The following is a 23,573-nucleotide window of genomic DNA, read 5'->3' on the forward strand; positions in this document are numbered from 1 at the left end:
GTGAACGCCGGCACCATCCGTCTCGCGTCCGCGCAGGGCAGATGGGTGCTGGCAGCCATGATCCTCGGCTCGGGCATGGCCTTCCTCGACGGCTCGATCGTCGGTCTGGCGCTGCCGGCGATGAACGCCGACCTCGACGCCGGGGCCGCGGGGGTGCAGTGGATCGTCAACGCGTACACGCTCACCCTGGCCGCCCTGATCCTCGTCGGCGGCTCGCTGGGGGACCGCCTGGGTCGCCGCAGGGTCTTCGTGATCGGCGTCGTGTGGTTCGCCGCGGCGTCGGTCCTGTGCGCGGCCGCACCCACGATCGAGGTGCTGGTCGCCGCTCGCGGGCTCCAGGGGGTGGGCGCCGCGCTGCTGACGCCGGGCAGCCTGGCGATCATCTCGGCGTCGTTCGCGCCCGAGGACCGGGGACCGGCGATCGGCTTCTGGTCAGGTCTGTCGGGCGTCACGACGGCCATCGGCCCCTTGGTCGGCGGCTGGCTCGTCGACACGACCGGCTGGCGTGGCATCTTCTGGATCAACCTCCCGCTCGCGGCGCTCGTGGTCTGGATCGCGATCCGTCACGTGCCGGAGACGTCCGGTGACCAGGACCGGATCGACTACGCGGGCGCGGGGCTGACCGCGGCGGGCCTGGCGGCTCTCACCTACGGTCTGGTCGAGAAGTCCTGGCTGTGGGGAGGAGCGGGGCTCGTCCTCATGGTGGTGTTCGTCGTCCACCAAAGGCTCACCCCCCACACGCTCGTGCCCCTCGCGCTGTTCGCGGACCGGATCTTCACCGCGGCGAACATCTGCACGTTCGCGATCTACGGGGCGCTCGCGGCCTCGGGATTCCTGCTCGTGCAGCAGCTGCAGTACGTCTCGGGGTTCTCGCCACTGGTCGCGGGTCTTGCGAGCGTGCCGATGACGATCATCATGCTGCTGTTCTCGGCCCGGGCCGGCGCGCTGGGGACGCGGATCGGCCCGCGCTGGCCCATGACCTTCGGCCCGCTGATCGCGGCGGTGGGCCTGCTGCTGATGCTGCGCATCGGCGAGGACGCGAGCTTCTGGCTCGACGTCCTGCCTGCGTCGGTCGTCTTCGGTATCGGGATCACGACGCTGGTGGCTCCGCTCACGACCGCGGTCCTGGCCGCCGCACCCATGCAGCAGACCGGGATCGCCTCGGGCATCAACAACGCCGTCGCGCGTACGGCCTCCCTGCTCGCGGTGGCGGCGATCCCCCCGATCGCCGGGATCACGGGGCGGGACTTCGATGATCCGGACGTCTTCGGCCCCGGGTTCGACACCGGCATCGTCATCTGCGCCGGGATGCTCGTGGTGGCGGCTGCGTGTGCCGTGGGACTCATCCGCGGGTCCACGGTGAGCCCCGCGGCGCTCAGGTCGGAATGAATGGCTCGGACTTGTCGTTGTGAGCAGGTAGAGTGATGGTGTTGCCTCGGCAACGATTGACAACTCAAGAGGGGCTGATCGGTTTCGACTAAGGTCGTTCGATTCAGGTGAAGCGGGTAGAGGATCCAGGGTTATCTCTTTAACGATCTCTGGAAACCAACAAGTGCCGATTCCAAGCGCACTGACTTCGCCCTCGCTGCTTAAGCGATAGGTGAAGGGCTGGCCCGGGGGTGTTCCCGCTCCGGATCGCCAGTCTCATTTAGGGGACTTGCTGATCACACGGCGTCGCAGCGTGTGATCGGGACTTTTCTGCGACTGAGCCCGTCGGCGACGCGTCTGTTCGAGCGCCGGGGCTGAGAAAAGCGACTAGACAGACTGCACCCGGAGAAGCCCTGACTCAGCGCCGTAGGACCGGGGTTCGATTCCCCGCAGCTCCACGACACGACAATGCCCCCCGCCATCCCCGTTCCTGGGATGGCGGGGGGCATTGTCATGTCGTGAAACCGCCGAGTGGATCGAGTGGGCCCCTCCCCGCGGCGCCCCACCGCGGCGAAGCCGCCCGCGGGCGCCGCCAGCAAGGGATCCCCGCAGCGCCCCACCGCCTGCGGGCGCTGCCAGCAAGGGATCCCCGCAGATCCATTCTCATCTTGCGGGTGACCCAGCCAGGTCTAGCGTGTGCCCATGAGCACCTTCACCGACGCCCAGATCGAAGACGCCCTCGAGGGCCTGCCCGGCTGGTCGCAGGAGGGTGAGGCGATCGTGAAGTCGTACGAGTTCGACGACTTCGGCGCCGCGATCGCCTTCATCAATCGGGCCGCAGGTCCCATCACCGAGATGGACCACCATCCCGAGTGGACCAACGTCTACAACCGGGTCGACATCCGGCTCAGCAGCCATGACGTCGGCGGGGTCACCGATCGGGACGTCCGACTGGCCAAGGTCATCGAACGCGTGGCCGCGGCGTCGTAGGGCCTCAGGCCCAGAGGTCGCTGCCGAACTGGAACCAGATGGCCGCGAGGACAGCGACGTACCACAGGATCGTGATCAGCAGCGTCCAGTCGTTCACGAAGCGCGAGACCGGGTTGCCGGGCAGGAACTCGCGCAGGTTGCGCGCAGTGAGCCACACGAAGATCGGGATCATGACCGACCAGACCACCATGCACCACGGGCAGAGCTTTTCGATCGAGTAGATGCTCTGCGACTGCAGCCAGGTCACGAAGGCGATGCCGAACACCGCGCCGGCCTGCAGGCCGAGCCACACGAAGTCGGGCAGGCGTACCCGCGCGGCGATCAGCACGCCCAGGGTCATGACGATCGCGAAGCCGGCCACGCCCATGAGCGGGTTGGGGAAGCCGAACACCGAGGCCTGGTCGGTGTTGATGACGCCGCCGCAGCTGACGAAGGCGTTGATGTCGCAGCCGAGCGCCTTGTCGGGCTCCTGGAGGAACTTGACCTTGTCGATGATGAGGATGGCAGCAGCGAGCATGCCGATCGCGCCGCCCAGGGCGAGCAGCCAGCCGAGGCCGCGATCGTTCGGCTCGTAGACGTCAACGTCGGAGTCGGCGACGGTCCTCTGGTCAGTCATGACAGTGATCCTAGAGCGAGCGCGCAACCGACCGGTCCCGTACCCGCCCAGATCTGCGGGCTCCTGCACGGTCCGTGGCCGCGAAAGCGTGCAGGAGTCCGCAGATCTGGGTTGGGGGTGCCTCAGGGCTGGCAGTGGGGGCACCAGAAGACGTTGCGCTCGGAGGTCGGCCGGTCGCCCAGCTGTCCGTTGAGCAACCGGGTGCCGCAGCGGCGGCAGCGGGCCCGCTCTCGGCTGTAGACCCACCGGTCCTCGCCGCTGCGGGTGCTGCCGGTGAACGAGCGCTCGATGCGCGACTTGTTGACGTCGAGCATGCGTTGGCCGCGGGAGATGACCCGCGCGACGTCTGGCACGTCACCGACGCGCCGGTGCGGCGACAGACCCATGATGAACAGCAGCTCGTTGACGTACTCGTTGCCGAATCCCGCGAGGTTGCGCTGGTCCATCAGGGCCAGGAACACCGGGCGGTCGGGGTCGGCCGAGACCCGGCGCACGGCCTCGTCGAGGTCCCAGTCCGGTCCGAGCAGATCGGGACCGAGATGGCCGATCGCCTCGGCCTCGTCGCTGCGGGCGAGGACCTCCAGGATGCCGAGGGAGTAGCCGATCGCCTGCCACTCCTGGTTCTCCAGGACTGCACGGGCGGAGTGCCCGGGCCGCCGCCAGTCGGTGCCGATCCGCTGGACGTGCCAGGCGCCCTCCATCTTCAGGTGCGAGTGGATCGAGTGCTCGGGCGTGCGGATCAACAGGTGCTTGCCGTGGCTCACGACCTCGTCGACACGAGAGCCGGACAGATCGACCGTCGCGAAGGCGGGCACCCGGAAGTCGGTGCGCGTCAGCACGCGGCCGGCCAGGGCCTCGCGGAGGTGGTGGGCAGTGCGCCAGACGGTGTCTCCCTCAGGCATCGAGTCGAAGCCCCTTGATCGTGCGCTCGAAGCCCGCCTCGGCCAACGCCTCGCCGAACGGGCTGGGCGCGACCGGCTGGCCGTCGACGGTCTCGATCGTCAGCCGGCTGATGCGCCGGCCGCGGACCGTGGCCGCCAGCGAGGTGGCGGCGGCGGCGAGGCGCGCGGGATGGTCGTCGAACACCAGTGCCTTCTTGCCTCCCCGCTCGAGATAGACCACGAGCCGGCCGTCGTGCAGGACCACCAGCGAGCCGGCCTTGCGGGCCGGTCGGTGCCGGGTCGAGTCTGCCTCTGCGGCGCGCCCGGGCCAGGGCAGGGCCGCGCCGTAGGGATTGGCCGGGTCGGTCGCGGCCAGCGTCAGGGCGCGCGCATCGGTGGGCCGGTCGTCGTCGGTCGCGTGGGCGCGCATGCGGTCGACCGTGGAGGTCGCGGCGAACTGGGCGGCCCCCAACGTCTCGATGTAGTAGCCACGCAGCACCGAGCCGGTCTGCTCGAGCTCGCGCAGCACGCGGTAGATGCCTGCGAACCCGCCTGGCGTCTGCTCGGCCATGACCGATCCCCGCGTCACGACGCCGTAGCGGCCGATGAGCGCCTCGGTGCGGGCCAGCTGCAGTGCGGTGGGGTCGCTGGTCGTCTCGGCGAGTGCGAACCACCGCCCGCTCACGGTCGGCGGGCCCTGCGCCGCGACGCGGGGCGAACGGGGTCGGCGGCCGTGGATGCGGGCCCGGGGCGTGGGCCTGGTCGTGCGGTGGGCGCCGCCTCGACCCACGAGCGTGCGCAGCGGCGCGAAGGTGTCGTTGCTGACCTGCCCGCTCCAGACCAGGTCCCACAGCGCCTCGGTCACCAGCGTGTGGTCGGGCAGGCCGTTGTCGGTGCCGAGCGCGTCGACGAGCTGGCGGAACAAGAAGGCGCCGCCTCCGGCGAGCGCCTCGACGATCGCGGTGTGCAGCGCGTCGGTCTCGCCCGGCTGGGCGCCCGCAGCGCGCAGCACGAAATCGGCGGGATGCAGCTGGACCCAGCCGTCGTTGCCGGGCAGCGTGCCCGCGCCGGACCACACCACCTCACCGGCCGAGGTCAGCTCGTCGAGCATCGCGGGGGAGTAGTCCCGGACGCGGGCGGGCAGGACCAGGGACTCCCAGGCCGAGGCCGGCAGCGCGAGGCCGGCCAGCTGGTCGATCACGGTCAGGACGCCGTCGGGGCCGCGCAGGCTGCCGCCGACGCCTTGCCAGGACGGCAGGAAGCGGGCGAACGTGCCGGGATCGACCGGCTCGACCTGCTGGCGGGCGGCAGCCAGCGAGCGCGACCGGATGCGGCGCAGGACACCGGGCTCGACCCATTCGCTGCCCGTCGCCTGGGGCCGGAACTCGCCCTCGGTCAGCCGTCCGTCGCGGGACAGCCGGCGCAGGACCTGCTGCACCACGGCGGTGCCGAGGCCGAAGCGCTCGGCGACCTCCTGGGTCGTGAACGGTCCGTGGGTGCGGGTGTGCCGGGAGATCAGGTCGGTCAGCGGATCGGCGGGGGACTCGAGGTACGCCTCGGAGACGCCGAGCGGGATCACCACGCCGAGGGCGTCGCGCAGCCGTCCGGCGTCCTCCACGACGGCCCAGCGGATCTCGCCGACCATCGACACCTCGATCGCGCGACGGGCCTCGCGCAGCTCGCCCAGCCACGTCGCGGCGTGCACCGCGACGTCGGGCTGCAGACGGGCGGCGACCTCCGCCTCGGTGAGCGGGCCCAGCATCCGCAGGAGGTCCGCGACGCCCTCGACGTCCTTGGCCTGCCGGTCCGCGGTGAGTCGCTGCAGCTCGCGCTCGGTGCGCTCGAGCACGTCGGGGTCGAGCAGCTCGCGCAGCTCGGCCCGGCCGAGCAGCTCGGCGAGCAGCGTGGGGTCGAGCGTCAGGGCCGAGGCCCGGCGCTCGGCCAGCGGCGTGTCGCCCTCGTAGAGGAACGCCGCGACGTAGCCGAACAGGAGGTTCTGGGCGAACGGCGAGGCGCGCTCGGTGGTGACCTCGGCGATCTGCACCTCACGGGAAGCCAGGCGCCGGGTCAGGGCGGTGAGGGCCGGCAGGTCGTAGACGTCCTGGAGGCACTCGCGCGCGGTCTCGAGCAGGATCGGGAAGGTCGGGTACTTGCGGGCGACGTCGAGCAGCTGCGCCGAGCGCTGGCGCTGCTGCCACAAGGGGGCGCGCGATCCGGGGTTGCGGCGGGGCAGGAGCAGCGCGCGGGCCGCGCACTCGCGGAACCGCGACGCGAACAGGGCGGAGCCGCCGACCTCCTCGGTGACGATCTTGTCGAGCTCGTCGGCCTCGAAGACGAACAGGTCGGCGCCCGGGGGCTCGGTCTCGGTGTCGGGGATGCGCGCGACGATGCCGTCGTCGCTGGCCACGACCGAGCCGTCCATCCCGTAGCGCTCGACGATGCGGGCGGCGACGGCCAGGGCCCACGGGGCGTGGACGCGGCGACCGAACGGCGAGTGCAGGACGACCCGCCAGTCGCCGAGCTCGTCGCGGAACCGCTCGACCACGAGCGTGCGGTCGGACGGGATCTGCCCGGTCGCGGCCTTCTGCTCGCCGAGGTAGGCGGCCAGGTTGTCCGAGGCCCGCCGGTCCAGGCCGAGTCCGGCCGTCTGCTGGGCGAGCTGCTCGGCCGAGAGGGCCGCGGCCTCACGCACGAACGCGCCGATCGCCTCGCCGAGCTCATGGGGTCGACCGATCGCGTCGCCCTTCCAGAACGGCAGCCGCGCGGGCTGGCCGAATGCGGGCGTGACGTTGACCCGGTCGTGGGTGATCTCCTGGATGCGCCAGCTCGTGGCGCCGAGGGCGAAGACGTCGTTGATCCGCGACTCGTAGACCATCTCCTCGTCGAGCTCGCCGACCTTGCGGGAGCCGGTCTCCTCGGTGCCGGCCGCGAGGAAGACCCCGAACATGCCGCGGTCGGGGATCGTCCCGCCGCTGGTGACGGCCAGGCGCTGGGCGCCGGGCCGACCCGTGATCGTCCCGGCGTCGCGGTCCCACACCAGGCGTGGGCGCAGCTCGGCGAACTCGTCGGAGGGATAGCGGCCCGACAACAGGTCGAGTGTCGCGTCGTAGGCCGACCGGGGCAGCGTCGCGAACGGGGCGCTGCGTCGGACGGTGTCGAACCACTCCTCGACGTCGAGGCTCTCCAGCGCGGTCGCGGCGACGGTCTGCTGGGCGAGGATGTCGAGCGGGTTGGCCGGGATGTCGAGCCGCTCGATCAGGCCCTGCTGCATGCGTGCGGTGGTCACGGTGGCCCCGAGCAGGTCCTGGCGTGACGTGGGATAGAGCACGCCGCGGGACAGCTCGCCGACCTGGTGACCCGCGCGGCCGACCCGCTGCAGCGCGCTCGCGACCGACGGTGGCGTCGACACCAGCACGACCAGGTCGACCGCGCCCATGTCGATGCCCAGCTCCAGGCTCGACGTCGCCACGACGCACCGCAGCCGGCCCGACTTGAGCTCGTCCTCGATCAGCGCCCGCTGGTCCTTGCTGACCGAGCCGTGGTGGGCGCGCGCCAGCACGGGCTCGGCCCCCTCGGACTGTGCGCTGCCGCCCATCAGCTGGGCGGGGGGACGGGGGGAGACCCGGGGCACCGACTCGGCCTCGAGGTGCTTGACGTACGCCTCGTTGAGGCGCGCGGTGAGGCGTTCGGCCACACCGCGGGAGTTGACGAAGACGATCGTCGAGCGGTGCTCGAGGACCCGGCGCATCACGGACTCCTCGACGTGTGGCCAGATGCTGCCGCGCGGTGCGTCCTCCTCGAGGGCGCGGGCGCCGCTGCCCTCGTCGCGGGGCGGCGCCGGGATGCTGGTCATGTCCTCGACCGGGACCTCGACGTGCATCTCGAGGCGGCTGGGCGACTCGGGGGCGACGACGCGCACCGGGCTGGACCCGGCGAGGAAACGGGCCACCTCGTCGTGCGGGCGCACCGTCGCGCTCAGGCCGATCCGTCGCGCGGGGGTGTCGAGCAGGGCGTCGAGCCGCTCGAGCGACACCGCCAGGTGGGCGCCCCGCTTGGTGCCGGCCACGGCATGGATCTCATCGACGATCACGGTGTCGACGCTGCGCAGCGTCTCGCGCGCGGCCGAGGTGAGCATGAGGAACAGCGACTCGGGCGTCGTGATGAGGATGTCGGGGGGGCGGGTGACGAGGGCGCGCCGGTCGCGCGGGGAGGTGTCGCCCGAGCGGACGCCGACAGTGACCTCCTGGAACTCGTCGCCGCGCCGTGCCGCGGCCTGCGTGATGCCGACCAGGGGCGAGCGCAGGTTGCGCTCGACGTCGACGGCGAGCGCCTTGAGCGGCGAGATGTAGAGCACCCGGGTGCCCTCCGACTGCTCCGCGTGCATCAGCCGGTCGATCGCCGAGAGGAACGCCGCGAGCGTCTTGCCCGAGCCGGTCGGCGCGACGACCAGCACGTGCTCGTCGCCGGCGACGCCGTCCCACGCGCCCATCTGGGCGGGGGTCGGGGCCTCGAAGGACTCGGTGAACCACGCCCGGGTCGCGGGCGCGAACCTGGCGAGCGGATCGGGCATGCCCCCATGGTTCCAGCCGGGTACGACAACCGCTCGGTGTGGAGCACTGGACGCACCCGACCGCGTACGCTGTTCATCGCCCGCTCGAAGAACAGGAGAGATGCCCGACGTGTCGGACACCAGCCTGAAGTGGTTGACCGCGCTGGTCGCCGCAGGCCTCGTCGCGGTCGTCGCGCTCGGCTCGATCGTCGGCTCGCGCTCGGTGGCCGAGGCCCTGCGACCCGCGTCCGAGCAGGCGTTGGCCGCTGCCGGCCTCGACGGCGTCTCGGTCACGTTCGAGGGCCGGGAGGCCTCGCTCAGCGGCGGCAGCGGGACCGATCTGCGTGAGGCGCGCGAGGTCGTGGAGGGAGTCGACGGCGTGCGCTGGGCGCGGGTCGTTGACGGCCCGGACACCGATGCGCAGGAGCGGGTCGACGCCTCCGCCCCCGACGCGTCGACGATCGCCCTCGAGCGCACGTCGCGCGGAGTCGCGATCAGCGGCGTCGTGCCCGACGCAGACGCAGCCGCCGGCATCAAGGCCGCCGTCTCCCTCACCTACGGGGTCACGGTCTCGGGCGATCTGAGGGTGGACCCCGACGTGGAGGCGGCCCGGTGGGTGGGCGCGTTCCCGGGCGTGCTGGGGGACGTCATCGCCGTCCGTGACCTGCAGCTCACGATCGACGGGGCCGACACCGCGAGGATCCGGGGCACCGTCCGCAGCACGGCAGGACGAGACCGCGTCGTCGATCTCCTCGCGACCGCGATGCCGGACCTGGAGGTCGACGACGATCTCACGATCGACCACGGCGGGCTCGGCCGGGACGACGCGGCAGTCCTCGACGGCACGAGGATCGTCTTCCCGACAGGTGCTGCGTACCTCACCGGTCAGGACGGCGCGGCCCTCGCGGCAGTGGCCGACGTGATGCGTCGCCACGACGACGTCCGGATCGAGGTCGGCGCCCACGTCGGTCCGAAGGACCCCGAGCAGGGGCAGGTGCTGGGCCGGGACCGGGCCGCGGCCGTGACGTCCTACCTCGTCGGCCTCGGGATCGATCCCGACCGCATCTCGCAGCGGACCTACGCCTCGCCCTCGGCGGGGATCAGCGCGACCGACGAGCGGTACCGCCGCGTCGACCTCGTCGTGAAGGAGGGCTGAGCGATGTCGAGCCACACGATCGGCGAGATCGCCATCTGGCTGCTCGGCGCCGGAGTGCTGGGATTCGTCCTCGGCTGGCTGGTGCGCGAGCTGCAGGTGCGGGCCCGCAGGCGACGGGCCCCGGGCCCCGTCATGAAGGCTGCGCCCTCGCCCGAGCCGAAGCCCGAACCCCGGCCGGAGCCGGAGCCGGAACCCGAGCCGGAACCGGAACCGAAGCCGGAACCCGAGCCGAAACCCGAGCCCGGGCCGAAGCCGCGCTCGCGCGGTGTCGAGCCGCCGTCGGCCGACCACGTCATCAAGGGCAACACGTCCTCGAAGATCTATCACCTCCCGGACAGCCCCGCGTACGCCCGGACCAAGGCCGGCGCGTGGTTCCGCACCGAGGCCGAGGCCGAGGAGGCGGGCTTCCGCAAGGCCGGCGCGCCCCGCAGGAACGCCCCCAAGAAGGCTCAGGCCCCGAAGGCGCCGACGAAGAAGAAGCCGCCCGAGGAGCCTGACGGGGCCTGAGGCACGCCTCCTTGGGAGACAACCTGGCATGGGGCATGCTGGCCGCATGAACCTGCGTCTCCTGGTTGCGGCGACCGCCGCGTCCCTCGCTCTGGCCGCCTGCAGCTCCTCCTCGGACTCCACGCAGAAGGCGTCGCCCGAGCCGAGCAAGGGCACAGCGAAGCAGCTGGTGGAGGTGTCCCCGCTCACGGGCAAGGCGATGAAGAAGGGTCGTCCGGACAACCCCGTCTTCGTCGTGAAGATCGAGAACACGATCGGCGGAGCGCCGCAGTACGGTCTCGACCAGGCCGACCTGGTCATCGAGGAGCTCGTCGAGGGCGGACTGACACGCCTCGCCGCCTTCTACTACTCCTCGCTGCCGTCCAAGGTCGGCCACGTGCGCTCGCTGCGCACCAGCGACATCGGCATCGCGGGCCCCGTCGGGGGCCAGATCGTCGCGTCCGGCGGCGCCACCGGGGCGTACAACAAGGTCAAGGGCGCCGGCATCAAGGTCTTCTCCGAGGATGACGGTGCTCCTGGCTTCAGCAGCGATCCGCTGAAGGTCCGCCCCTACAACCGCCTGATCGACCTCAAGACCGTGGCCCGCAACGCCAAGGCCACGACGATCCCCGGGCCGTACCTGCCGTGGTCGCAGGGCTCGGACCCCACGCCGAAGCCCTCGAGCTCGACCGGCGCGACGGCGACGCCCAAGCCGAAGAAGGCGACGACCGCGACCGTGCGGTTCTCGCCCTCGACCGCGACGTCGTGGGCGCTCAAGGGCCGCAAGTGGGTCCGCACGAACGGCCACGCCGAGGCCGGCAAGGACTTCGAGGCCGACACCATGATCGTGCTGTCGTGCCGTGTGGGCGATGCGGGTTACACCGATCCCGCGGGCAATCCCGTGCCGGAGACCGTGTTCGAGGGCAGTGGGGAGGCGCGGATCTTCCACGGCAACCGCGTGACCTCGGTGACATGGGTCAAGCCGGGGCTCACCAAGGGGCTGCGGTTCAGGACCGCGGACGGCAAGCCGTACCGCATCGAGCCCGGCAAGGTGTTCCTGGAGCTGGTGCCCGAGGGCGACGGCGGGGTCAGCTTCAGCTGATCGGGTGCCCCTCCTGCGGCAGCAGCCGCAGGCCGGTCAGGAGCGCACCGATCGTGGCCTTGACCTCCTCGCTGGCCGCGTCCGGGTCGTCGGCGTCCGACACGTACTCCGAGGCCGAGCGGATCGCGCCGTAGAAGACGGCGGCGAAGGCCTCGCCCAGGCCGTCGGCGTCGCCGAGATCGGCCAGCAGGTCGTCCACGACCCGCTGGACGATGCCGAACGACGAGGCCTTCTCGGCCTCGTGCCAGCGCTCGTGACCGAGGGCGACCGGGCCCTCCTGCATGCAGATGCGGCGGAACTGCGGCTGGCGGCAGACCTGGAGGAACTTGTCCATGCCGATCTGCGCCCGCTCCCACGGGTCCTTCGAGGCGTTGATCGACTTCTCGATCTCGGCGGTCGTCGACTCCTGCACGCGCAGGAAGACGTTCTCGAACAGCGCGAGCTTGCTCGGGAAGTGGTGGTAGAGCGCACCCTTGGTGACCCGCGCGGCCGCAACGACCTCGTCGAGGGACGTGCCTGCGTAGCCGTGATCGGTGAACAGGGTCGTCGCGCTGTCCAGGAGGGCCTTCTTGGTGCTCGAGGAGTAGTCCTGGCGACGTGTGGTCTTGGTGGTCTTGCGAGCGGTGCGCAGGACGCTCTTCGTCACGCGTGCGGGATGGGACATGGCACCGAGTCTACGGTGATCGGCGTCTCGTGCCCCGAATCACAGCGCCCGAGGTTTGCCTGTACCGCCGGTCGGTCACATACTGAGAGTACGTACCGAGAGTATGTAACTCTCGGTTTCCGACGGAACAGGAAGGAGCAGACCCATGACCTGGGATGCTTACAACCGTCGCAAGGAATCTCTTCGCGGGATGCTGGCTGTCAAGGACGCCCACCGCGACCTCAGCCTCACCGAGCTCATCGACGCCACCGAGGGTGGGCGGGACGCCTTCCCGACCGACACCGACGCGCTCTTCGAGCTCCAGATGACCTGGTTCCAGCGGCTCAGCGGGCACATGGAGCGGCTCATCTGCGAGGGCCAGGAGGACCCCGGCATGGTCGCGGTGACGGCGTGGGTCAGCACGGCCGCCGATCTGCCGTCCGTCCGCGCCCTGCTCGACGCCCACCGGGACGAGCCCGCGCTGCGCAAGGCGTTCGCGAAGGAGCTGGCCTACCTCGCGACCTCGGCGGGTGTGCCGCCGCACCGGGGCCAGCAGATCCAGGACTCGGCCCGCAGGACGTGGGCCACCCGTGCGCCGAGCCGGCAGGACGACGTGCACCGGGGCGGGCTGCTGTCCCGTCTGCGCAACGCGATCGCTGCCTGAGCGGATCGGCGCGGACGTCAGTCGAGCTTGGCTGCGATGCCGGTGATCTGCTCGCCGACCTCGATGTCGATCGACTTGCGGATCTCGGAGCGGAAGATCCCCAGCGTGACCTGGCTCGCGATCGGCAGGAGGCCGTCCACGAGGTCGATGATGCGGCGCCAGTCGTGCTCGGGCAGGCCCGCGTCGATGAACGGCTGGATCAGCTCGGTCACGACCTCGCGCACGAACGTGTCCGCGATGGTCCGCAGGTGGGACTGCAGCACGGGGAACAGGGAGATGACCGACTCCGGCGGCAGGCCGAGCGTCACGGCCGCGGCACCCGCACGCACCACCGCGGGCTCCATGAGGCGTACGCGGTCGCCGTCGAGCTTCTCGACCAGCCCCAAGCCCACCATCGACTCGATCAGGGCGTCGTCGCGCTCGACGCCGGCGAGGGCTGCGAGGTCCTCGCGCGACATGATCTCGGCGTCACCCTCGTCGGGGAGGTCGAGGATCGTCATGAGGTCGAGGGTGTGCCCCGCGGCGTGGTGCGGGGTGTTCTGGATCGCCTTCTCGATCGCCGCGAGCGTGAAGCCGCGCTCGAGCAGCTGACGCACGAGCTGCAGCCGCTGCAGGTGCTCGCGGTTGTAGTAGCCCGTGCGGCCCGCGAGGCGGGGTGCGTCGATCAGCCCGCGCGCGGCGTACGCACGCACGTTGCGCACGGTCATCTGCGCCCGAGCCGCGAGCTCGTCGATCGTGAGCTCCTCGCCGGTGCCCGCGTCGTCAGCCATGCCACGAGCATAGGGCTTTCGGCAGTGTCGCCTGGTGGAGCACCACGGGGCATCATGGAGACATGGACTCCCTGCGCGGAACGATGCTGGTGGCCACCCCGGCCATCGAGGCGGGTCCCTTCCTGCGCAGCGTCGTGTTCCTGCTCGACCACGACCAGGACGGTGCACTCGGCGTGATCGTCAACCGTCCGCTGGACACCGCCGAGGTCGACGACGTCCTGCCGGACTGGGCCGGCCTCGTCAACGCGCCGGTGTGTCTGTTCGAGGGCGGACCGGTCGCGATGGACTCCGCGCTCGCGCTGGGCGTCATCGCGGACGTCCCGCCCCTCGGCTGGCGGCAGATGGCAGGTCGGGTCGGGCTGATCGACCTCGACGGGCCGTTGCCGGCGAGCGGTGAGCTGTACGGTCTGCGGGTCTTCGCCGGCTATGCGGGCTGGGGTCCCGGACAGCTCGAGGAGGAGATCGCGGAGGGCGCCTGGCTCGTCGTCGTGGCCGAGGACGGCGATCTCATCTCGCCTCACCCCGAGACGCTGTGGCGCGACGTCCTGCGGCGCCAGGACGACGACATCCGATTCTGGGCGACATTCCCGGACGACCCGTCGGCGAACTAGGAAACGGTCTCGGGCACTCGTTAGACTGTCGCCGTGGCTTTCTTCCAGCGTGGTTCGCAGACGGCACTCGACGAGCGCACCGACGAGCGTGTCGACCAGCGCCCCGAGGAAGGCGATCACGAGCGCTTCTCGCACTACGTGCCCAAGGACGAGCTGACCGAGGCCATGGTCATGGGCACGCCCGTCATCGCCCTGTGCGGCAAGGTGTGGACGCCCAGCCGCGATCCGCAGAGGTTCCCGGTCTGCCCCGAGTGCAAGGACATCTGGGAAGGTCTCGACAAGGGCGACGAGGGGGATCCGTCGGGTGACGCGTAGCCAGCACCTCCGGGTCTGGCAGCGCGAGGCGTTCGAGCTCTACCAACGCACGCAACCGAGCGACTTCCTCACTGTCGCCACGCCCGGAGCCGGCAAGACCACGTTCGCCCTGACGATCGCCGCCGACCTCCTCGCGAAGGGGATCGTCGAGCGGATCGTCATCGTGACGCCCACCGACCACCTCAAGACGCAGTGGGCGCTGGCCGCCTCGGGCATCGGCATCGCGATCGATCCGACGCTGCCGAGCCAGGGGGCGCTCGGCTCGGGCTTCCAGGGCTTCGCGGTCACGTACGCGGGCCTTGCGGTCAACCCCAATGCGTACCGCGCCCGCATCGAGCACCGCTCGACGATGGTGATCATGGACGAGGTCCACCATGCCGGCGACGCGCTGACGTGGGGAGACGCCGTCCAGGAGGCCTGCGAGCCCGCGGTCCGGCGGCTCGCGCTGACCGGCACCCCGTTCCGCTCCGACGACAACCCCATCCCGTTCGTGACGTACGCCCCGCAGGTTGACGGCACCGTCGCGAGCGTCGCGGACTACTCCTACGGCTACGGCCACGCGCTCAAGGACGGCGTCGTGCGTCCCGTGCTGTTCATGGCCTACTCGGGCCGGATGCACTGGCGCACCCGTGCGGGCGACGAGGTCGCGGCCCGGCTCGGCGAGCCGCTCGACCGCGCCGCGACGGCCCAGGCGCTGCGCACCGCGCTCGACCCCAACGGCTCGTGGATCCCCGAGGTGCTCACCGCGGCGCACACCAGACTCAACGAGGTGCGCCGGCACGTCCCCGACGCGGGGGGCCTGGTGATCGCGAGCGATCAGGACAGCGCTCGTGCGTACGCCTCGGTGCTGGCCGAGATCACGGGCCTGAAGCCGACCGTGGTGCTGTCCGACGAGCCCGGCAGCAGCGCCAAGATCGCCGAGTTCTCGGCCGGCATGACGCCGTGGATGGTCGCGGTCCGCATGGTCTCCGAGGGCGTGGACATCCCGCGGCTGTCGGTCGGCGTGTACGCGACGACGACCTCGACACCGCTCTACTTCGCCCAGGCCGTGGGCCGCTTCGTGCGTGCCCGGCGCAAGGGTGAGACGGCCTCGATCTTCGTGCCGAGCGTGCCGCGCCTGCTCGAGCTGGCCTCGGACCTGGAGGCCCAGCGCGATCACGTGATCGGACGCGCGGTCAAGGACGAGGACGATCTGTTCGCCGCCGAGGCCGAGCTCATCGCCAAGGCGCAGGAGGACCAGGGCGCCTCCGACCAGCTGGGGGAGTACCGCGCGCTCGCGAGCGACGCCTCGTTCGACCGGCTCGTCTACGACGGCGGCGAGTTCGGCTACGACGCGCTCTCCGACGACGACGGCGAGCTCGACTTCCTGGGCATCCCCGGCCTGCTCGACCCCGATCAGGTCGCCGAGCTGCTGAAGACGGCACGGGCCAAGCGGGCCCGGGACAAGGCGGCCCGCGCGGAGCCCGAGATCGCGGCCGACGTCGCGTTCGAGCGCCGAAGCGAGCTGCGCCGTGAGCTGCAGGCGCTCGTCGGCGCGTGGCACCACCGCACGGGCGCCCCCCACGGCGTCACCCACAGCCGGCTGCGCTCGCAGTGCGGCGGACCTCCTGCGGCACAGGCCTCGTCGGCCGAGCTGCAGGCGCGGATCGACGCGATCCGGGCGTGGGCGCTCAAGGCGTCCGGCTAGGGTTCGTCGACCACCTCTCGCCGCGCGCGACATGAGCCGAAGGACCTGCCGTTGAGCACCATGGCCCCCCGCACCCGACTGTTCGCTCGACTCATGCGGCTGGTCGAGAAGGGCATCGAGGAGGTCGAGGACCTGCCGGCCCACCGCGCGAAGCGGGTGCGGCTGCAGCGCTCCGCCGTCGGGCAGCGCATCTTCGGCCGGGTCCACGCGCACGCCACGCAGCAGGAGATCACGATCGGCTCGGGATCCCGCGCGCTCGTGCACCGGCCCACGGGTGTCGCGGGACCGCTGCCGTGCGTCGTCAACTTCCACGGCGGCGGCTGGGTCCAGGGCAATCCCGAGCAGTCCGGCTGGCTCGCGAGCGGCGTCGCGGTCGGCGCCCGGGCGGTCGTGATCTCGCCGTCGTACCGGCTGGCCCCGGACGCCCCGTTCCCGGCCGGCGTGGAGGACTGCTGGGATGCGCTCACGTGGGTCGTCGACCACGCGGACGAGCTGGGCGTCGACCCCTCGCGCATCTCGCTGATGGGTGACAGCGCGGGCGGCAACCTCGCCGCGGTCATGACGCTGCTGGCCCGCGACGCGGGTGGACCCGAGATCCGGTCCCAGGTGCTGGTCTATCCCGGCGTCGAGATGTACGACCGATGGCCCTCGGAGGACCGGAACGCCGAGGCGCCCGTGCTGACGTCGCGCAACATGCGGGCGTACGTCCGGCTCTACCTCGACGCGCAGCACGGCACCGAGGACTTCCGCGCCTCCCCGATCCGGGCGGCCTCCCACGCAGGGCTGCCCAAGGCGTTCATCCTCACCGCGGAGCACGATCCGCTGCTCGACAACGGCTCGAGGTATCGCGATGCGCTCGTGGAGGCGGGGGTGCCGGTCCGCTACGTCGAGTACGAGGGCGCGATCCACGGCTTCCTCAGCCTGCCCGGCGTCGTGCCGGTCGCCCGGCGCGCCCTCGACGACATCGTGGACTTCCTCCGCGCGACGGCGTAGCACGATCCGCCGGGCATTGTGACAGCGTCACTGTCTCGGTAGTGTCCGGACATGAGGCGAGATCACTGGCAGCGTGAGATCGATCGACTCGACCCCGAGACGCAGTACGAGCAGATCGTCCGGATCACCGCGATGCACGAGTTCCCGTGGGACTCGCAGCAGGCGCTCAGCTTCGCGCTGTTCCGCACGTACGCGGTGCCCTCGATCGGTCGCCTGCTGCACGAGACCGGTGAGTTCACCGGCGCGACGCAGAAGCGGCACGACGACACCGCGCTGATCCTGGAGACGCTGGCCGCCGAGGGTCTGGACTCGCCGGACGGCCGGGCCGGGGTGCGCCGGATGAACCAGATGCACGGCAGCTACGACATCTCCAATGACGACCTGCGCTACGTGCTCTCGACGTTCGTGGTGACCCCGGTGCGGTGGATCACGAGGTACGGCTGGCGGCCCGGGCTCGACGCGGAGAAGACGGCGACCTGCGCTACTACCAGCGGCTCGGCCGGCTCATGGGCATTCGCGACATCCCCGCCGACTACGACGGGTTCGCCGAGCTGATGGACGCCTACGAGCGCGACACGTACGCGTTCGACCCCCGGTCCCGGGCGGTGGCCGATGCGACCCTCGACCTGTTCGTGGGCTTCTACCCGCGGCCGCTTCGCCCGGCGATGCGCCGGTTCAGCATCGCGCTGCTGGACGACCACCTGCGCGAGACGTTTGGCTATCCGCGGCCGCCGCGGCTCGTGACCGCGCTCGCCCACGGGTCGCTGGTGGCCCGCGGCCGGATCGTCCGGTTCCTCCCGCCCCGCCGCAGGCCGGCGTTCCTGCGCGACACCCACCGCATCCGTTCCTATCCGGGCGGGTTCATGATCGAGCGGCTCGGCACGTTCCCGGCGACGATGCCGCAGGACGGCAGCTCGCCCAGGGGCTGAATTGAGGTTGCCGGAAGGACGGGGCGTGCTCACCATGGAGAGATCCGCCTCGACGACAGGACCGATCATGAGACATCTTCGTTGGGCGGTGGGACTCGCCGCAGCGGCCGTGGTCGCGACCGTCCTGCCCGCCTCCGCCCACCCCGCCCAGGACCGACGCCCCGCGCCACCGGATCGCATCGAGCTCCCGGCCGGCTGGCTGCCCGAGGGCATCACCACCGACGGCAAGAATCTCTACTCCGGGTCCCGTGCCGACGGCGCGATCCTGAAGATCGGCATCGCGTCGGGACGCACCACCCGCTTCGCCGGGGCAACCGGACGCGTCGCGGTCGGCATCGACTACGACCGGCGCCGCGACGTCCTGTGGGTCGCCGGGGGCGCCGGCAAGGAGGTGCGTGCGCAGGACGCCGACACCGGCAAGGTCCTGGCGACGTACGCCTTCCCGAGCGCGAGTGCGCGGTTCGTCAACGACCTGACCGTGACCCGCAGCGGCGTCCATGCGACCGACTCGCTGTCGAAGGAGCTGCTGGTCGTCCCGTTCACGCGCGGGCGGAGCACCAAGCTGCCCGCAGCCGGGCGGGCCAAGATCGTGCCGTTGACCGGCGATCTTCAGCTCGCGGCGGGCAACAACCTCAACGGCATCGTGAGCTACGGCAAGGCACTGGTCGCGGTGCAGAGCAACACCGGTCTGCTCCTTCGCATCGACCCGCGATCGGGCCGGACCCGCCAGATCGACACCGGCGGCGCGACCTTCGTCAACGGTGACGGGCTCGAGCGGGGTCGTGGGGTGCTCTACGTCGTGCAGAACCGGCTCAACAAGATCGCGGTCGTCGACCTCGACCGGCGGCAGCGGACCGGGGAGCTCGTCGACACGATCGAGCGGGCCGACTTCGCGGACGAGATCGACGTGCCCAGCACGGTCGCCCTCGTGAAGGACTCGCTGTTCGTGGTCAACGCCCGGTTCGGGACGCCGAGCCCGGAGACGGCTGCTTACTGGATCACGCGCGCGGACGCTCGACGCTGACGCCAGGACCGCCACGCGCCGGTTGACCACAGCGCCCAGAGCACGAGCAGCGGCTGGAAGAGCAGCCGTACGGCGCGGGCGCGGTCCGAGTCGAGCCCGAAGGCGTCCGTCCTGGTGACCAGCTGGGAGATGTTGCCGGGGAAGATCGCGACGAAGAAGGCCGCCACGACCCATCCCACGGTGGCCCGGTGGCGTCGCGGTGCGGCGATCAGCGCCCCGCCGAGGGTCAGCTCGGCGACACCCGAGGCGAGCACCACGAGATCGGTGTCGACGGGGATCCATGGCGGCACCTGGGCGGAGAACTCCTGACGCGCGAAGGTCAGGTGGCTGGTGCCGGCGAACAACAGCATCGCGCCGAGGGCTAGGCGCCCGGTCGTGCGCACGGGGGAGGTCAAGGGCATGCGCACCAGCGTTCCTCAAGGGCAGCGTGTGCGCACGACGGAGGACGCCGGCCCACGAGCTCGGGCAGGCATTCGCCCAAGGGTCGGCGGCCGTTCACCGCGCGGTCGAGGTCTGTTGCGCTGACGTCGACAGCATGCGTCGCATGTCACCTCACACGAAGCCACCGCGCCCGTCGCGCCTGGCACCGATGATTCGATCGATCGTCCGACCGGCCCTCGTCGGCGTCACCGCTGGGGCCCTGGCCGCCATCGTGCTGCCCGCGACCGGCGCCGGCGCCGGCGAGCCCGACCGGAGCTTCCACCGCACCGCGACCTACCCGGTCCACAAGAACCTGCCCAAGGACGTGCCTGCCGGGTCCGAGACGGTCGCCGAGATCTCGGACGTCTCCGCGGACGGCAAGACGCTCGTCTACACGGACGCCCTCGGCAAGCGGATCGGCTTCCTGGACATCAGCGACCCGGACGAGCCGGTCGGCGCCGGCAGCCTCTCGCTCGCGCAGCTCGGCGACACCGACGACCAGCCGACCTCGGTCGCGGTCGTCGGCCGGTACGTCCTGGTCGTCGTCGACACCAGTGACAGCTTCACCAAGCCGTCCGGGCGCCTCGACATCGTGCGCATGGCCGACTCCAAGCTCATCCGCAGCATCGACCTGGAGGGCCTGCCCGACTCGATCGACATCAGCGCCGACGAGTCCTACGCGGCCATCGCGATCGAGAACCAGCGCGACGAGGAGGCCAAGCCGGTCGGACGCGCCAAGGGCGATCTTCCACAGCTGCCCGCCGGGTTCGTACAGGTCATCGACCTGACCGGTGGCCCCACCACGTGGGAGAAGCACCGGCTCGACCTGGTCCAGCCCGACGGGACGGCCCTCCCGTCGTTCATCGCTGCCGGCCTGACCGAGCCCACCGATCCCGAGCCGGAGTACGTCTCGATCAACGCCGACAACAAGCTGGCGCTGACCCTGCAGGAGAACAACGGCATCGCGATCATCGACCTGAGGACCCGTGCCATCGAGAAGGTCTTCTCGGCCGGTGCCGTGTCGGGCTCGGGCTTCGACACCACGAAGGACGGCAAGATCTCGTTCACCGACTCGCTGACCGACGTCGTGCGCGAGCCCGACTCGATCGCCTGGGTCGACGACACCCACGTGGCCACGGCCAACGAGGGCGACTGGAAGGGCGGCTCCCGCGGCTGGACGGTCTTCGACGCCCGTGACGGCAGCGTGACCTGGGACGCCGGCAACAGCTTCGAGAAGATCGCCGTGCGCCACGGCTTGTACAACGACGACCGAGCCGCCAAGAAGGGGGCCGAGCCCGAGGGTCTGGCGGTCGCGACGATCGGCGGCGTGCGGTACGCGTTCGTCGGCTCCGAGCGCAGCAACGTCGTCGCGGTGTACGACGTCGCCGATCCGGCTGCGCCGGTGTTCAAGCAGATCCTGCCGACGACCAACGGTCCCGAGGGCATCCTGCCGATCCCGGGCCGCGACCTGCTCGCCGTCTCCAGCGAGACCGATGCCGCCGCGAGCGGCGTGCGCGCCAGCGTCAGCCTGTACCGGCTCGGTGACGGTGCGGCGGCCTTCCCGTCGATCGTCGCAGACGACATCGACGGCAACCCGATCGGCTGGAGCGCCCTCGGTGCGCTGAGCGCCAAGCCGGGCGACGCCGGCACGATCTACGCTGCGTCCGACACGGTGCTCAAGCCCGGCCAGATCTTCACGGTCGACGTGACCAGGACACCGGCCCGCATCACCTCGGCCCTGACGGTCACGAAGGACGGGGTGGGTGCGGACCTGGACGTCGAGGGGATCTTCGCCCGTCCGCAGGGCGGATTCTGGCTGGCCAACGAGGGCGCCACGGGCCCGGCCAACAAGCTGTACCGCACGGATGGGTCCGGGGCGATCCAGCAGACGGTCGACCTGCCGGCCGACATCACCTCGCACATCAAGAACTGGGGCCTGGAGGGCGTGACGGCCACCAACGACGCCGAGGGTGAGCACGTGTTCGTCGTCATCCAGCGCCAGCTGTGGACCGATGTCACCGACCAGACCGAGACGGTCGACGGCGACGACATCGCCCGCATCGGACGCTACGACGTCGCCGACGGCACCTGGCACTGGTTCGGCTACGAGATGAACAGCCCCAAGCGCGACGGCGCGGACTGGGTCGGGCTGTCCGAGATCACGGCCGTCGACGACGACACCTTCGCGGTGATCGAGCGAGACAAGCTCAACGGCCCGAACGCCCGCAACAAGCGCATCTACACCGTCGACGTGCCGACGAGCGATCCCGCGTCGGGCACGCTGCCGATCGTCGACAAGAAGTTGGCGATCGACGTGCTGCCGAAGCTGCGTGCGACCAACGGCTGGACGCAGGAGAAGCTCGAGGGCTTCACGGTCGCGGCCGATGGCGCGATCTACGCAGTCACCGACAACGACGGCCTCAAGGACGCCACGGGCGAGACCGTGCTGCTGCGCCTCGGCGAGGCGACCACCGTGTTCGCCGATCAGCTCCGGAGCACCACGACGCTGTCGCTGCCCAGCCGGGCGGCGGTCCACGGCCAGAAGCTGACCGCGACCGTGACGGTCACGGGGGGCGCGGGCGTCGTGCCCACCGGCCGCGTCCGGGTGCTCGACGGCAGCACCGTGGTGGGCGCGGGGGTCGTGCAGGACGGACGGGCCAAGGTCGCGCTGAGCAGGCTGGGCATCGGCGCGCGCCGACTGGTGGCTCAGTACACCGGTGACGCGCGGACGGTCGGTGGCACGAGCGCGGCGTTCGACCTGACGGTCGGGAAGGCCCCGACGACCACCACGCTCTCGATCGCCAAGACATCGGCGAAGAAGGGGGCGCGGGTCACCGCGCGGGTCACCGTCATCGCGGCAGGCGTCGCGCCGTCCGGACGCGTGCAGATCAAGGACGGCTCGCGGGTCGTCAAGACGGTCTGGGTCAACGGCAGGACCCGCTCGGTCAAGATTCGTCTGACGTCCACCGGCAAGCGCGCGCTGCGCGCCTTCTACCTGGGCTCGGGCACCACCGAGGCGTCCACCTCGGCGATCGACCGGGTGCGTGTCAAGAAGAAGTAGCCGGCTAGAACCAGATGCTGAGGTACGGCTCGACCGGGGCGCGGAACATCCGGTCGAGCCGTTCGGCGTCCCCGGTCAGGCTGCCGGCGGCGATGAGCGTACGTGCGGGGACGCCGCCGAGGTACAGAGAACCGAGCGCGTTGACCGTCATCCACACATCGGCCGGGTCGTCGGTGGCCGTCACGGTGGCCTCGCCCTCCGCGTCCACGTCGACGGCCCACGTGCCGGCCGCGAAGCCGAGCGGGTCGTCGACCGAGATCACCAACCGGCCCGGCTCCCCGTACGACCGGGCGCCCAGCGCGGCCGGCACGTCGAGCACGCGCACCCAGAGATGGTCGAGCTCGTTGACCCGCACGGCCCGGAAGTCGTCGATCATCCAGCGCAGCGGCTCGTCGACGGGTCGCAGGTGCGCCGTGACGGTCGAGACCAGGTCCACCTCCAGGAGGTAACGCCACAGCCCGGCGTACGCATCGGGTGTCGCCGCGACGAGCGTGCGGACCTTGAGCTCGTGGTCGGCGAAGTCCGCAGGATCCATCGTGAGGTCGTAGACCGCGAAGCCCTGCGGCGTCCCGTCGGCGTCGTCGTAGCGGACGATCCGCAGCTTCTTGGCATCCTTGTCGCCGGGCCCCAGGCCGAGCTGGCGGGTCCACAGGTGGCCCGCGTACGACATCTCACCGGGACGGCCGAGGCGCACCCGCTCCACGATCGCCGGTCCGTCGTCGCGCATCTGCTCGGCCGTCACGAGGCGGACGCGACCGTCCGGGACGGGACCGGTCCACCGGACGCGGCGGGTCGAGATCGTCAGGTCACGCGCGAAGGCAGCGGGGGCGTAGCCGAAGCGGGCGTAGATCGTGGACTCCGAGACGGTCAGCATCGCGACCGGCAGGTCGAGGGCGAGCGCGGTGCGCAGCTCGGCCTCCATCAGTGCGCGGGCGATGCCGCGACGGCGGTGGGTCGGCGAGACCGTGACCCCACTGACGGCCCACGCGGGGACCGCGCGCCGTCCGGGAACCGTCAGGTCGGCAGGCCAGCAGATCGTGGTGGCCACGGGCTGCTCGGGGATGCCCGCGGTGTCGTCGAAGACGCCCACGAGGCGCCGGTCCACCTCGAGGCCGCGGTGCCGCTGGGCGATCGTCTCCGGGCTGGGCGCTGCGTCGTGGAAGCCGCGGGTCTCGGCCCGGAACCACGCCTCGTACGCGGCGGCATCGGTGCCGTCGACGACGGCCAGGCGCAGTCCCTCGTCGGCCAGGCGCGCCCGTGAGGTCTCGTCGATGGGGAGGTCGGCGGAGGAGGTGCTCATCACACCAA

Annotated in this window: 21 protein-coding genes and 1 other RNA gene; 15 read left to right on the forward strand and 7 right to left on the reverse strand. The window is 71.1% G+C overall.

The window, feature by feature from the left end:
- The 3 genes from GEV27_RS16515 (at position 1) to GEV27_RS16525 (ending at position 2,358) form a co-directional block, all read left to right on the forward strand.
- Positions 1–1,389, forward strand: coding sequence for an MFS transporter (locus GEV27_RS16515; RefSeq protein ID WP_309222330.1), 1,389 nt, complete (start codon positions 1–3; stop codon positions 1,387–1,389).
- A 70-nt stretch (positions 1,390–1,459) separates the two neighbouring features.
- Positions 1,460–1,829, forward strand: a transfer-messenger RNA (tmRNA) gene (gene ssrA / locus GEV27_RS16520).
- Positions 1,830–2,070: 241 nt separating this feature from the next.
- Complete coding sequence (locus tag GEV27_RS16525) at positions 2,071–2,358, forward strand: 4a-hydroxytetrahydrobiopterin dehydratase (RefSeq protein WP_153651964.1); 288 nt, start codon at positions 2,071–2,073, stop codon at positions 2,356–2,358.
- A gap of 4 nt (positions 2,359–2,362) precedes the next feature.
- Here the strand turns inward: GEV27_RS16525 and GEV27_RS16530 are convergent, their stop codons facing one another.
- From GEV27_RS16530 to GEV27_RS16540, 3 genes are all read right to left on the reverse strand, one after another.
- Positions 2,363–2,974 carry a vitamin K epoxide reductase family protein gene (locus GEV27_RS16530; protein WP_153651965.1) on the reverse strand — a complete coding sequence of 204 codons (612 nt, stop codon included), beginning with the start codon at positions 2,972–2,974 and terminating at the stop codon, positions 2,363–2,365.
- 122 nt (positions 2,975–3,096) lie between these two features.
- Positions 3,097–3,876 carry a DNA-formamidopyrimidine glycosylase family protein gene (locus GEV27_RS16535; RefSeq protein WP_153651966.1) on the reverse strand — a complete coding sequence of 260 codons (780 nt, stop codon included), beginning with the start codon at positions 3,874–3,876 and terminating at the stop codon, positions 3,097–3,099.
- On the reverse strand, positions 3,869–8,425 hold the full coding sequence (locus GEV27_RS16540) for an ATP-dependent helicase (RefSeq protein ID WP_153935122.1): 4,557 nt from the start codon (positions 8,423–8,425) through the stop codon (positions 3,869–3,871). The genes GEV27_RS16535 and GEV27_RS16540 overlap by 8 nt, the downstream gene beginning before the upstream one ends.
- Before the next feature lie 100 nt (positions 8,426–8,525).
- On the opposite strand from GEV27_RS16540, the gene GEV27_RS16545 reads away from it, so the two are divergent.
- Genes GEV27_RS16545 through GEV27_RS16555 form a run of 3 tightly spaced genes read left to right on the forward strand, consistent with a single transcriptional unit; the run spans position 8,526 to position 11,148 of the window.
- Entirely contained in the window at positions 8,526–9,560 is a 1,035-nt protein-coding gene (locus GEV27_RS16545; protein WP_153911737.1) for an OmpA family protein, read from the forward strand.
- A gap of 3 nt (positions 9,561–9,563) precedes the next feature.
- On the forward strand, positions 9,564–10,067 hold the full coding sequence (locus tag GEV27_RS16550; RefSeq protein WP_153935124.1) for a hypothetical protein: 504 nt from the start codon (positions 9,564–9,566) through the stop codon (positions 10,065–10,067).
- 46 nt (positions 10,068–10,113) lie between these two features.
- Positions 10,114–11,148: a DUF3048 domain-containing protein gene (locus tag GEV27_RS16555; protein ID WP_194839964.1), complete on the forward strand. Its 1,035-nt coding sequence runs from the start codon at positions 10,114–10,116 to the stop codon at positions 11,146–11,148.
- Here GEV27_RS16555 and GEV27_RS16560 read toward each other — a convergent pair.
- Positions 11,141–11,812 (reverse strand): TetR/AcrR family transcriptional regulator, encoded by a 672-nt coding sequence (locus GEV27_RS16560; protein ID WP_153651971.1) that lies wholly within the window; start codon positions 11,810–11,812, stop codon positions 11,141–11,143. The genes GEV27_RS16555 and GEV27_RS16560 overlap by 8 nt on opposite strands.
- Positions 11,813–11,957: 145 nt before the next feature.
- Between GEV27_RS16560 and GEV27_RS16565 the strand changes: the two genes are divergently transcribed.
- Positions 11,958–12,455 carry a hypothetical protein gene (locus GEV27_RS16565; RefSeq protein ID WP_153651972.1) on the forward strand — a complete coding sequence of 166 codons (498 nt, stop codon included), beginning with the start codon at positions 11,958–11,960 and terminating at the stop codon, positions 12,453–12,455.
- A gap of 17 nt (positions 12,456–12,472) precedes the next feature.
- Here the strand turns inward: GEV27_RS16565 and GEV27_RS16570 are convergent, their stop codons facing one another.
- Positions 12,473–13,225, reverse strand: a complete 753-nt coding sequence (locus GEV27_RS16570; RefSeq protein ID WP_153651973.1) for a MerR family transcriptional regulator — start codon at positions 13,223–13,225, stop codon at positions 12,473–12,475.
- 62 nt (positions 13,226–13,287) lie between these two features.
- Here GEV27_RS16570 and GEV27_RS16575 point away from each other — a divergent pair, with 62 nt between their 5' ends.
- The 7 genes from GEV27_RS16575 to GEV27_RS16600 all read left to right on the forward strand — a co-directional run bounded on the left by GEV27_RS16575 (position 13,288) and on the right by GEV27_RS16600 (position 18,784).
- The gene (locus GEV27_RS16575; protein WP_153651974.1) at positions 13,288–13,836 is read left to right on the forward strand and encodes a YqgE/AlgH family protein; all 549 of its coding nucleotides are present in this window, start codon (positions 13,288–13,290) and stop codon (positions 13,834–13,836) included.
- A gap of 33 nt (positions 13,837–13,869) precedes the next feature.
- Positions 13,870–14,151 (forward strand): DUF3039 domain-containing protein, encoded by a 282-nt coding sequence (locus GEV27_RS17895; protein WP_153651975.1) that lies wholly within the window; start codon positions 13,870–13,872, stop codon positions 14,149–14,151.
- Positions 14,141–15,838: a DEAD/DEAH box helicase gene (locus GEV27_RS16585; RefSeq protein ID WP_194944240.1), complete on the forward strand. Its 1,698-nt coding sequence runs from the start codon at positions 14,141–14,143 to the stop codon at positions 15,836–15,838. The genes GEV27_RS17895 and GEV27_RS16585 overlap by 11 nt, the downstream gene beginning before the upstream one ends.
- A 60-nt stretch (positions 15,839–15,898) precedes the next feature.
- A complete protein-coding gene (locus tag GEV27_RS16590) occupies positions 15,899–16,831 on the forward strand; it encodes an alpha/beta hydrolase (protein WP_153935209.1) in 933 nt (310 codons plus the stop codon).
- Between the two features lie 51 nt (positions 16,832–16,882).
- A complete protein-coding gene (locus tag GEV27_RS17900) occupies positions 16,883–17,386 on the forward strand; it encodes a hypothetical protein (protein WP_228765365.1) in 504 nt (167 codons plus the stop codon).
- Positions 17,338–17,760: an oxygenase MpaB family protein gene (locus GEV27_RS17905; protein ID WP_228765366.1), complete on the forward strand. Its 423-nt coding sequence runs from the start codon at positions 17,338–17,340 to the stop codon at positions 17,758–17,760. The genes GEV27_RS17900 and GEV27_RS17905 overlap by 49 nt, the downstream gene beginning before the upstream one ends.
- A gap of 67 nt (positions 17,761–17,827) precedes the next feature.
- Complete coding sequence (locus tag GEV27_RS16600; RefSeq protein WP_153935125.1) at positions 17,828–18,784, forward strand: superoxide dismutase; 957 nt, start codon at positions 17,828–17,830, stop codon at positions 18,782–18,784.
- Here GEV27_RS16600 and GEV27_RS16605 read toward each other — a convergent pair.
- Positions 18,751–19,185: a hypothetical protein gene (locus tag GEV27_RS16605; RefSeq protein WP_153651979.1), complete on the reverse strand. Its 435-nt coding sequence runs from the start codon at positions 19,183–19,185 to the stop codon at positions 18,751–18,753. The genes GEV27_RS16600 and GEV27_RS16605 overlap by 34 nt on opposite strands.
- 188 nt (positions 19,186–19,373) lie before the next feature.
- Between GEV27_RS16605 and GEV27_RS16610 the strand changes: the two genes are divergently transcribed.
- Positions 19,374–22,265, forward strand: coding sequence for an esterase-like activity of phytase family protein (locus tag GEV27_RS16610; RefSeq protein ID WP_153935126.1), 2,892 nt, complete (start codon positions 19,374–19,376; stop codon positions 22,263–22,265).
- Between the two features lie 4 nt (positions 22,266–22,269).
- Here GEV27_RS16610 and GEV27_RS16615 read toward each other — a convergent pair whose 3' ends face one another.
- Positions 22,270–23,565 carry a GNAT family N-acetyltransferase gene (locus tag GEV27_RS16615; RefSeq protein ID WP_153935127.1) on the reverse strand — a complete coding sequence of 432 codons (1,296 nt, stop codon included), beginning with the start codon at positions 23,563–23,565 and terminating at the stop codon, positions 22,270–22,272.
- Positions 23,566–23,573 lie beyond the last annotated feature (8 nt).

This window comes from Aeromicrobium sp. S22, assembly GCF_009661045.1.
Lineage (GTDB): Bacteria > Actinomycetota > Actinomycetes > Propionibacteriales > Nocardioidaceae > Aeromicrobium > Aeromicrobium yanjiei.